Origin of the sequence: Massilia sp. CT11-108 (genome assembly GCF_047302915.1) — a bacterium.
In the GTDB taxonomy this organism is placed as follows: domain Bacteria; phylum Pseudomonadota; class Gammaproteobacteria; order Burkholderiales; family Burkholderiaceae_D; genus Telluria; species Telluria orientalis.
The window spans coordinates 1-10686 of record NZ_JBKYMO010000185.1 but is presented as its reverse complement, the minus strand read 5'-3'; the positions used below and the strand labels follow the sequence as shown (position 1 = coordinate 10686).

Here is a 10686-nt window from a genome sequence, read left to right as displayed (position 1 = left end):
CCGGACAGCGGGCTCGCGCGGCGCGCATTGCCCACCGGCTTGCGGGGACCGCCCAGTGCCGGCACCGTGCCGGTGACCTGCGTCCCTTTTTCGATACGGAACGTTGCACCGGCATCCTGGCCCAGCACCTGCACGAGATACGGCATCGTCTCGCGCAACGTCGCCTCCAGCGTGTACGGCGGATTCAGGATGAACATGCCGCTGCTGTGCAGGCCGTTGCCGTCCGCGCGCGGACCCGCGACGCTCAACGTCACGTGCAGCCATTCCTTGGCCGGCAGGCGCTTCAGGCGATCGGCGAACTGGCGCGATTCCATGCGCTGCAGCACCGGATACCAGACCGCATACATGCCCGCCGGGAAGCGCTTGAGCGCTTCGTCCAGCGCGTCGCGCACGTGCTTGTAGTCGAGCTTGACTTCGTACGGCGGATCGATGAGCACCAGCGCCCGCCGCGACGGCGGCGGCAGCAGTGCCTTCAGCCCATGGAAACCGTCCGCGTGCTCGACGAGGATGCGGCGCCCGCGCGCACGTTCGCCCTGCTCCGCGTGATGCGCCTCCAGCTTGCGGACGTTCTCCGCCAGCACCCTGATGTCGGCCGGATGCAGTTCGAACAGGCGCAGGCGGTCCTCCAGGCGCGCCTCGGCATCCGCGACCCACGGCGAACCGGGATACCAGCGCAGCTTGCCGCTCGGGTTCAACTTGCCCACGAGGTCCACGTACTCGGCCAGCGCCGGCGGCAGGTCGTCGCGCCCCCACAGGCGCCCGATGCCGTCGATGTATTCGCCGCTCCTGACCGCCTGCGCACTGTCGAGCGCGTACACGCCGGCACCGGCATGGGTGTCGATATAGGTGTAGGCCGTGTCTTTCTGGTTCATGTATTTGTGCAACTGAACCTGAATAAAGTGCTTCAGGACATCGGCGTGATTACCCGCGTGGAAGGCGTGGCGGTAGCTGAACATAGAGATTCCAATCTGGTTGATGCGGCGCCCGCCATGCGATCGCGCGCGGGCCAACCGCCATTATCCCTCAGATACGTCTCGATCCCAAAAGCCCAAATTCGGGGTCAGAGCACATTTTCGGCACAATTCGGGGTCAGAGCACTTTTAGGTGAAATTTCCGGGAGAGGATTTCTACTCGTGACGGCTACGCGTTTAAGGGGGACAGTCGGCGCACCACGCCGGGATGGCGAAACTTCTTGCACATCCGGACATTGATCGCAAATGTGCTCTGACCCCGAATTCGGAGCGAAATGGGACCTGACCCCGAAGTTTCTGACCCCGGTTTGGGGAAATAAAAATGCCGCAGCGGCTTGTGGCCACTGCGGCAGACCATCGCGAGGATGGGTGGAGGATCGTTTCAGCTCAGGCGACTTTCTTCTCGTCGAAGAATTGTTCGTCCTCGGTCGAGCCGTGCAGCGCCGTCGTCGAGCTCTGGTGCTGCTGGATGGTCTGGGTCACCGCGTCGAAGTAGCCGGTGCCCACTTCGCGCTGGTGCTTGACGGCCGTGAAGCCCTTGTCGGCGGCGGAGAATTCCGCTTCCTGCAACTCGACGAAGGCCGACATGCCGCGGCGCGCATAGCCGTGCGCCAGGTTGAACATGCTGTAGTTCAGCGCATGGAAGCCGGCCAGCGTGATGAACTGGAATTTGTAGCCCATCGCGCCCAGCTCTTTCTGGAACTTGGCGATCGTCGCGTCGTCCAGGTTCTTCTTCCAGTTGAACGACGGCGAGCAGTTATACGCGAGCATCTTGCCCGGGAATTTCGCATGGATGGCGTCGGCGAAGCGTTTGGCGAATTCCAGGTCCGGCTTCCCGGTCTCGCACCACACGAGGTCGGCGTACGGCGCATACGCGAGGCCGCGCGCGATCGCCTGGTCGACGCCCGGCTTCACGCGGAAGAAACCCTCCACCGTGCGCTCGCCCGTGCAGAACGGCTTGTCGTTCGCGTCGACGTCGGCCGTCAGCAAGTCGGCCGCTTCGGCGTCCGTGCGGGCGACGAGGATCGTCGGCGTGCCCATCACGTCGGCCGCCAGTCGCGCCGCCGTCAGCTTTTCCACGGCTTCGCGCGTCGGCACGAGCACCTTGCCGCCCATGTGGCCGCATTTCTTGACGGAGGCCAGCTGGTCTTCGAAGTGCACGCCGGCCGCGCCCGCTTCGATCATGGATTTCATCAGCTCGAAAGCATTCAGCACGCCGCCGAAGCCCGCTTCCGCATCGGCCACGATCGGGGCGAAGTAATCGACGTCGTCCTTGCCTTCCGACCACTGGATCTGGTCCGCGCGCTGGAACGTGTTGTTGATGCGCTTGACGACCATCGGCACCGAATTGGCCGGGTACAACGACTGGTCCGGATACATCTCGCCGGCGAGGTTGGCGTCGCCCGCGACCTGCCAGCCCGACAGGTAGATGGCTTTCAGCCCGGCCTTGACCTGTTGCATGGCCTGGTTGCCCGTCAGCGCGCCCAGGGCGTTCACGTACGGCTCGTTGTTGATCAGGTTCCACAGCTTCTCGGCGCCGCGCCGCGCCAGCGTATGTTCGATCTGCACGGAGCCTCGCAGCCGTACGACATCTTCCGCCGTGTAATTGCGGACGATACCTTTCCAGCGCGGGTTGGACTCCCAATCCTGTTGCAGGGCGGCGATTTGCTGTTCACGAGTTGCCATGGCGTTCTCCTGATTGAAAAGACGGGGTTGGACAGTGATTCCGTTAGACACATGATAGCGCCGGTTGTGCGCAGCACCAATACTCTTATATAAGACATATGACGGTTTTTATTTCCTTGAAAATCATCTACTTACATTTATTATTTCATGATACGAGAACAAATTTCTCACAATGGAAACTGCCGGGCAGGTGCTTCTTGTGCGCTTTTCACATGTACGAACAAGTTTTCATAATGTGAAATATAGTGAGTTGTTTCCACAAAGTATTTCGTAAATACTGCCGCAAATCTGACAATTTTTCCTGATTAAACAACACCGCCGTCATCATAAAGAATCACAAATTGACGATTTGCATCAAATCGGGGGAGAATAAATTCCGAACACCATCATTAAATTCTTAAAAGCAATTTTCCGCACTTCCGAAAGAGACACCCGATGACACTGCGATTGACCGCGCTGGCCGCCCTGCTGGGCGCAATGACGATGACGGCCCACGCCGGTATCCTGACGACGGAAGGCGTGACCTTCACGTCGAACTGGAGCGGCAATGTGCTCACGCTGGAAATCGACGCCGCGAAGCGCAGCGGCGGCTGGAGCGGCGCGACGGGCCTGGCTGCGCTGGCGATCAAGGGTGTGGGCACTTACAGCAGCGTGAGCGTGAGCGGCTGGCCGGGCGGGACCGATGCATGGAAACTGTCGACGTCCGAGCTGAAAGCGTCCGGCTGCTCCGGCACGAGCAACGGCGCGGCCGGGAGCCGCATGTGCTTCTACGGCCAGCAGATCGCGCTGGCCCACGACATGGTGTTCAAATTCACGTTCGACGGCGCCAGCGTCGCGACGAACGAGCCGCACGTGAAGGTCGAGTTCGTCGATGCCCGGGGCAACAAGGTCGGCTCGCTGTTGTCGCAGGTGCTGCCGGCATCGCCCCCGGCCACCCCGACCGCGCCGGTCACGCCGGTCGTTCCGGTAATCCCCGACACCCCGACCACGTCCGCCGGCACGCAGACCAACACGACGGCCGACACGACAACGCCGACCGGCACGTCCGACGTCGCTTCTCCATCCGGCACGCCGGCCGACTTGCCGCCGCAGGAAGACCTGCCGTCGACGCTGCCCATCGAAGGCCCCGAGGTCGTGCAAACGCCGGCCGGCACCCCCGCCGCCACGGCGAACGTCCCGGAGCCGGAGAGCATCGCCCTGCTGCTGGGTGGCCTGGGCCTGATGGGTCTCGTGCTGCGCCGCCGCCCGCGCTGAACGTAGTCCTTCCTCCCGAACGCCCCGCCCGGTCCAGCGCCCGGCGGGGCGTTGTTGTTACAAACGATGAGTTAGTCGGCTAACAGAGCCATATCGGCTCCCCTTCTACCCTTGCGGCACGGATCTGATCCGTATGTGCCCGTCGGTCTCGCAGGACGCGAGCCGCCGGGTCCTTGCATTTTGTGGAGAAGGAGAGAACATGACATCACGCATCCGCACTACCCTGCTGGCGGCGCTGTTGGGCGCGGGCACGCTCGCGTCGGCGCAGGCCGGCACGATCGAATTCCAGGGCGTCGACTTTACCTCGTCCTGGTCCGGCAACGTGCTGACCCTCGACGTCGACGCCGCCAACCCGACCGGCAGCTGGGCCGGGGCCTCGTCGCTCGGCGCCCTGCAGCTGAAGGACCTCGGCAGCTTCGACAGCGTGTTGCTCACAGCCGCGCCGGGCGGCGTGTCGAACTGGACCCTGTCCAGCAACGAGCTGAACGCGAACGGCTGCACGGGCGGCGGCCATGCCGGCACGTCGTTGTGCTATGCCGGCGCGCATGTCGCCCTGACGGACGACATGGTGTTCCAGTTCACCTTCTCTGGCGGCAATGTCGACGCGACGTCGCCCCAGCTCAAGGTGACCATGTTCGGCACGGACGGCGATAAAAAGGTCGGCAGCCTGATGGGCGAACATCTCGTGGTCTCCGCCGTGCCGGAACCGCAGACGTACGCGATGATGCTCGGCGGCCTGGGCCTGCTCGGCTTCATGGCGCGCCGCAAGCGCGCGTAAAAAACGCCCTGCCGGCGCTGGCCGACAGGGCGATTCCATAGCCACGAACAGATTACTTCGCCAGCTCGACAGCCGGCTCCTCGCCGAACACCAACTGGCCCCCACGCACGCCGACGCGGATCGTATCCTTCGGTCCGAAGCGGCCCGCCAGGATTTCCTTTGACAGCGGATTCTCGATCTGCTGCTGGATCGCGCGCTTGAGCGGACGCGCGCCATACACCGGATCGAAGCCCGCTTCCGCGATCTTCTGCAGGGCCTCCTCGCTGATGTCGAGCGCCATTTCCATCTTCTCGAGGCGCTGTTCCAGGTTCTTCAGCTGGATCTTCGCGATCGCGCCGATGTTCTTCTCGTCGAGCGCATGGAACACGACGATCTCGTCGATCCGGTTGATGAACTCGGGGCGGAAGTGTCCGCGCACCTCGGCCATCACCGCCAGCTTCACGACGGCCGGATCGTCGGAATCCATCGACTGGATCTTGTGCGAACCCAGGTTCGACGTCATCACGATCACGGTGTTCTTGAAGTCCACCGTGCGGCCCTGGCCGTCCGTCATGCGGCCGTCGTCGAGCACCTGCAGCAGGACGTTGAACACGTCCGGATGCGCCTTCTCGATCTCGTCCAGCAGGATCACGCTGTACGGCTTGCGGCGCACGGCTTCCGTCAGGTAGCCGCCCTCCTCGTAGCCGACATAACCCGGCGGCGCGCCGATCAGGCGGGCCACGGAATGCTTCTCCATGAACTCGCTCATGTCGATGCGGATCAACGCGTCTTCCGTATCGAACAGGAAATTCGCCAGCGCCTTGCACAGCTCGGTCTTGCCGACGCCCGTCGGGCCCAGGAACATGAACGAGCCGTACGGCCGGTTCGGATCCGCGAGACCCGCACGCGAACGGCGGATCGCATCGGACACGGCCTCGATCGCCTCGTCCTGGCCCACGACGCGCTCATGCAGCTTCTCTTCGATGTGCAGCAGCTTGTCGCGCTCGCCCTGCATCATGCGGGCGACGGGGATGCCGGTCGCGCGCGACACGACTTCCGCGATTTCCTCGGCACCGACCTGCGTGCGCAGCAGGCGCGGCCGCGTGTTCTCTTCCTTGTCGGCGCCGTCCGGTTGATGGCTGGCGGCTTCCGCATCCTTCAACTGTTTCTCGAGCTCCGGCAGGCGGCCGTACTGCAGCTCCGATACCTTCTGCCAATTGCTCTGGCGCTTCGCTTCATCCATCTGCAGGCGGATGCGCTCGATCTCTTCCTTGATGTGCGTCGTACCCTGCACGGCAGCCTTCTCGGACGTGAGGATTTCCTCGTAGTCGGCGTACTCGCGCTCCAGGCGGACGATCTCTTCGTTGATCAATTCCAGGCGGCGCTGCGAGGCCTCGTCCGTTTCCTTCTTGACAGCTTCGCGCTCGATCTTCAGCTGGATCAGGCGACGGTCGAGCTTGTCCATCACTTCCGGCTTCGAGTCGATCTCGATCTTGATCTTCGAGGCGGCCTCGTCGATCAGGTCGATGGCCTTGTCCGGCAGGAAGCGGTCGGTGATGTAGCGGTGCGACAGCTCGGCCGCGGCGATGATCGCCGGGTCCGTGATCTCCACCTTGTGGTGCAGTTCGTACTTTTCCTGCAGGCCGCGCAGGATGGCGATGGTCGCTTCCACGCTCGGCTCGTCGACGATGATCTTCTGGAAGCGGCGCTCCAGCGCGGCATCCTTCTCGACGTATTTGCGGTACTCGTCCAGCGTGGTCGCGCCGATGCAGTGCAGCTCGCCGCGCGCCAGGGCCGGCTTCAGCATATTGCCCGCGTCCATCGCGCCTTCGGCCTTGCCGGCGCCGACCATCGTGTGGATCTCGTCGATGAAGACGATCGTCATGCCCTCGTCCTGCGCGAGTTCCTTCAGCACGGATTTCAGGCGTTCTTCGAATTCGCCGCGGAACTTGGCGCCCGCGAGCAGCGCGGCCATGTCTAGCGACAGCACGCGCTTGCCCTTCAGCGAATCGGGCACTTCGCCGTTGACGATGCGCTGCGCCAGACCTTCCACGATCGCGGTCTTGCCGACGCCGGGTTCGCCGATCAGCACCGGATTGTTCTTGGTACGGCGCTGCAGCACCTGGATGGCACGGCGGATCTCGTCGTCGCGGCCGATCACCGGGTCGAGCTTGCCGCTGCGGGCCCGCTCCGTCAGGTCGAGCGTGTATTTCCTGAGCGCTTCGCGCTGGCCTTCCGCATCCTGGGAGTTGACGGATTCGCCGCCGCGCACGGCCTGGATCGCGGATTCGAGCGCCTTGCGGGCGAGGCCGTTTTCGCGGGCGAGGCGGCCGGCTTCGGACTTGTCGTCCGTAAAGGCGAGCAGCACCATCTCGCTCGACAGGAACTGGTCGCCGCGTTTCTGCGATTCGCGGTCTGCCAGGTTCAGCAGCGAGACGAGCTCGCGGCCGACCTGCACGTCGCCGCCCGTGCCGTGCACTTTCGGCAGGCGGTCGAACGCGGAGCGCAGCGCCGTCTGCAGGCTGCCGACGTTGACGCCGGCCCGCTGCAGCAGCGAGCGCGCGCCGCCGTCGCTCTGGCCCAGCAGCGCGGCGAGCAGGTGGACGGGTTCGATGTACTGATTGTCGTTGCCGACCGCCAGGCTCTGCGCGTCGGCGAGCGCTTCCTGGAGCTTGGTCGTCAATTTGTCTTGTCGCATGTTTTGATCCCCGTGGGTTGGATTTTGGATTGACATCTAGTTAGGGATGCCGTAGCGACTTTTCAAGATGCGAACACGCGGTTGGGGCCGGCAAATCGTGCTGAGATAAAATGTCCGTCATGGAACATTCATTCTTGACGGAGCAACGCCACCTGCTGCCCTACATGGGGAAATGGCTGCTGCTCGCCCTCGCCGTCGGGCTGCTGTCCGGGTCCGCCTCCGCCTTCTTCCTGTTCGCGCTCGAACTGGCGACCGGGACGCGCAACGCCCACCGCTGGCTGATCGCGCTGCTGCCGCTGGCCGGCTTCGCCGTCGGCTGGCTGTACCTGCGTTTCGGCAGCTCGGTCGAGGCCGGCAATAACCTGCTCATCGACGAGATCCACGACCCGAAGAAAGTGATTCCGCTGCGCATGGCGCCGCTCGTGCTGGGCGGCACCGTCATCTCGCACCTGTTCGGCGCCTCGGTCGGGCGCGAGGGCACGGCCGTGCAGATGGGCGGCGCGCTCGCCGACCAGCTCACCCATGCATTCAAGCTACAGGTGGAAGACCGGAGGATCGTGCTGATGGCCGGCATCAGCGCGGGCTTCGCCTCCGTGTTCGGCACGCCGCTGGCGGGCGCGATCTTCGCCCTGGAGGTGCTCGCGATCGGCCGCCTGCGCTACGACGCCCTGCTCGCCTGCCTGGCGGCCGCCATCGCCGGCGACCAGGTCTGCCTGCTGTGGGGCCATGCGCTGGGCATCCACCACACGCATTACGCCATCGCGTCTGTACCGGCACTGGGCCTGTGGCCGCTGGCGGCCGTCGCGATCGCGGGGGCGCTGTTCGGTCTTGCAGGAAAACTGTTCGCGGATTGCACGCACGCGCTGTCGGGCTGGATGAAGCGGCGCGTGCCTTACGGTCCGCTGCGGCCGCTGCTGGGCGGCAGCGTCGTCGCCGCCGTCGTGCTGGCGTTCGGCGCGGACCGCTACATCGGCCTCGGCATCCCGACCATCCAGGCCGCATTCACCGAGCCGCTGGCGCCGTGGGACTTCGCCGGCAAGCTGGTGTTCACGGTCGCGTCGCTGGGCAGCGGCTTCAAGGGCGGCGAAGTGACGCCGCTGTTCTACATCGGCGCCACACTCGGCAATGCGCTGGCGCCGCTGCTGCACCTGCCCTTCTCACTGCTGGCGGGTGTCGGCTTCGTGGCCGTGTTCGCCGGCGCTGCCAACACGCCGATCGCGTCGACCCTGATGGCCATCGAATTGTTCGGCGCGGAGGTGGGGGTGTATGCGGCCGTCGGGTGCGTGCTGGCCTATCTGTTTTCCGGCCACACGGGGATTTACCGGGCCCAGCGCATCGGCCACGCCAAGCCCGGCAAGTCGTGATGGATCAAGCCTGCTGCGCGTCGGGTACGTCGCCCGCCGCGGCCAGGTCGCGCACGTTCTTTTGCACGGCGATGATGGCGAACAGGGTCAGCACGAACGACATGGCATAAAAACCCTTTTCGCTGAGCATCAGCGTCGCATTCCACAGGCCGACCGTCAGCAGCACGACGGCGGCCATCAACGAGGTCCAGCACAAGCCGACGTACATCCCTGTCACCGGCAGGCCCTCGGCGCGGTCGCGCACCGTCTTTTGCAGCGACACGGCGGCAAAGCAGCCGTACAGCAGGATCGTCAGGTAATAGCCCTTTTCATTGAGCTGCATCTGGGCATTCCATAAACCGATGAGGTAGGCAAGGATGCCGACGATCATGGCGCCCCAGGATGCGCCGACGAAGGCGGGGCTCGGGCGTGCAAATGATTGCTTGGTCATGCTGTTCTCCGGTCAATGAAAACTAAGACATTGCCAGATTGCAGCCCAAGCACTTTGCGCGCAAGCGAATGACGCGCCGGTATCATGCGATGGCACGCCAGGTCGCATATCCTGCGACGCAGCAGCCGATCGACCCCAGCAGGTGCACCGCCGAATGAGCCAGCGCCCAGGCGTAATGGCCCCGCTGCAGCAGCACCATCGCTTCGGCGGAAAAGCTGGAAAACGTGGTCAGGCCCCCGAGGAAGCCCGTGATGACGAACAAACGCCAGGCCGGGGACAGGGCCGGCATGGCGTCGAAGAAGCCCAGCGCCAGCCCGATCAGGTAGCCGCCGACGAGGTTGGCGACGAGCGTCCCCAGCTGGATGTGGGCATGCAGCTGGCCGAGGAAGATGGTCAGGCCCCAGCGCAACCAGGCCCCGAGGGCCGCGCCTACGGCGACCGCGATCCAGCTCAGCGGCTGGCCCACTTGGCCCGGGCCGTGTCGTCCGTCACGCGCGCATCGACCCAGCGCGCACCGTTCGGCGTCTGCTCCTTCTTCCAGAACGGGGCGTCGGTCTTGAGATAGTCCATGATGAATTCGCACGCGGCGAACGCTTCGCCGCGGTGCGCGGACGTGCAGGCGACGAGGACGATCTGGTCCAGCGGCCGCATCGGCCCGATGCGATGGATCACGAGGACGCCATACAGCGGCCAGCGCGCCCGCGCCTGCTCCACGATGTCGTGCAGCGCACGCTCCGTCATGCCCGGATAATGTTCCAGCTCGAGTTCGGCCACATTGTCGCCGTCGTTCATGTCGCGCACCGTGCCGACGAAACTGACGACGGCCCCAACGCGCGCATCACCCGCGCGCAGGCGCGCGATTTCCGCGCTCACGTCGAAATCCGCGGCCTCGACCCGGACTTCCGTCACATCCTTCTTCACTTGCCCTCCTTGGCCACCCGCAGCGCGAGCTGCTCGAGCCGGGACGCCGTACGCGCATCGACGAGCGCCGCCAGCGCGCACAGGTCGCGCAGCTGCGCCGTCGCGCCGCCCTGGGCGCCGCGGCCGCTGCCCTGTCCTGCGCTTTGTCCTGATTTCAACGACGACTGCAACACCTCGACCTGGAGCTTCAACCGCTCGCGCGCGAACTCCGGGCCGCTGTCGATGCCGGCACCGATTTCCAGGCGCAGCAGTTCCTGCAGGAGCTTGCCGCGATTGTCTTCCAGCTTGTGGCCATACGCGGCCCTCTGTTCCGCGCTCCCGCGCAGCGCGGCCAGCGCGGCGTCGAAACGGGTGCGCAACGTGCGTTCCATGTCGGCGTCCAGGGGCGGCAAGCCGGACCAGCGTGCCTCCCAATCGGTGTCGCCGGCATTGTCCGCCGCGACGGCCTGCTCCAGTTCCTGCACGAGCCTCAGCTTGTCGCGCAGCATGCCCGCCTGGGCGACGCCGGCGGCGCGGCGAGCCTGGTCCGCATGCTGCTGCACGAGCGCCACGGCCGCGTGATAACGTTTTTCCACGCGGGCTTCATGCGCGCGCGGCACGGGGCC

The 10686-nt window shown here is 64.9% G+C and carries 9 protein-coding genes and 1 pseudogene; 3 read left to right on the top strand and 7 right to left on the bottom strand.

Translation table 11 applies throughout. The annotated features are described in order from the left end of the window. Both ACEN88_RS15975 and aceA read right to left on the bottom strand, forming a co-directional pair. On the bottom strand, nucleotides 1-872 hold an 872-nt coding region (locus ACEN88_RS15975), incomplete at its 3' end, for a 23S rRNA (adenine(2030)-N(6))-methyltransferase RlmJ (protein ID WP_413341092.1). Between the two features lie 486 nt (nucleotides 873-1358). Continuing rightward, complete coding sequence (aceA, locus tag ACEN88_RS15970) at nucleotides 1359-2657, bottom strand: isocitrate lyase (RefSeq protein WP_413341090.1); 1299 nt, start codon at nucleotides 2655-2657, stop codon at nucleotides 1359-1361. A gap of 435 nt (nucleotides 2658-3092) precedes the next feature. Between aceA and ACEN88_RS15965 the strand changes: the two genes are divergently transcribed. Both ACEN88_RS15965 and ACEN88_RS15960 read left to right on the top strand, forming a co-directional pair. Continuing rightward, a complete protein-coding gene (locus tag ACEN88_RS15965) occupies nucleotides 3093-3911 on the top strand; it encodes a PEP-CTERM sorting domain-containing protein (protein WP_413341088.1) in 819 nt (272 codons plus the stop codon). A 199-nt stretch (nucleotides 3912-4110) separates the two neighbouring features. Continuing rightward, a complete protein-coding gene (locus ACEN88_RS15960) occupies nucleotides 4111-4689 on the top strand; it encodes an FxDxF family PEP-CTERM protein (protein WP_413341086.1) in 579 nt (192 codons plus the stop codon). Nucleotides 4690-4741: 52 nt separating this feature from the next. Here the strand turns inward: ACEN88_RS15960 and clpB are convergent, their stop codons facing one another. Continuing rightward, complete coding sequence (gene clpB, locus ACEN88_RS15955; RefSeq protein WP_413341084.1) at nucleotides 4742-7366, bottom strand: ATP-dependent chaperone ClpB; 2625 nt, start codon at nucleotides 7364-7366, stop codon at nucleotides 4742-4744. A gap of 119 nt (nucleotides 7367-7485) precedes the next feature. Here clpB and ACEN88_RS15950 point away from each other — a divergent pair, with 119 nt between their 5' ends. Continuing rightward, nucleotides 7486-8730: a voltage-gated chloride channel family protein gene (locus ACEN88_RS15950; protein WP_413341082.1), complete on the top strand. Its 1245-nt coding sequence runs from the start codon at nucleotides 7486-7488 to the stop codon at nucleotides 8728-8730. A 4-nt stretch (nucleotides 8731-8734) separates the two neighbouring features. Here ACEN88_RS15950 and yiaA read toward each other — a convergent pair whose 3' ends face one another. The 4 genes and pseudogenes from yiaA to ACEN88_RS15930 form a co-directional block, all read right to left on the bottom strand. Next, complete coding sequence (yiaA, locus tag ACEN88_RS15945; protein WP_413341079.1) at nucleotides 8735-9160, bottom strand: inner membrane protein YiaA; 426 nt, start codon at nucleotides 9158-9160, stop codon at nucleotides 8735-8737. Nucleotides 9161-9242: 82 nt separating this feature from the next. Next, the gene (crcB, locus tag ACEN88_RS15940; RefSeq protein WP_371768198.1) at nucleotides 9243-9626 is read right to left on the bottom strand and encodes a fluoride efflux transporter CrcB; all 384 of its coding nucleotides are present in this window, start codon (nucleotides 9624-9626) and stop codon (nucleotides 9243-9245) included. After that, on the bottom strand, nucleotides 9611-10069 hold the full coding sequence (moaE, locus tag ACEN88_RS15935; protein WP_371763041.1) for a molybdopterin synthase catalytic subunit MoaE: 459 nt from the start codon (nucleotides 10067-10069) through the stop codon (nucleotides 9611-9613). The genes crcB and moaE overlap by 16 nt, the downstream gene beginning before the upstream one ends. Before the next feature lie 8 nt (nucleotides 10070-10077). Beyond that, nucleotides 10078-10686: pseudogene (locus ACEN88_RS15930) on the bottom strand (DUF349 domain-containing protein); the annotation flags it as partial.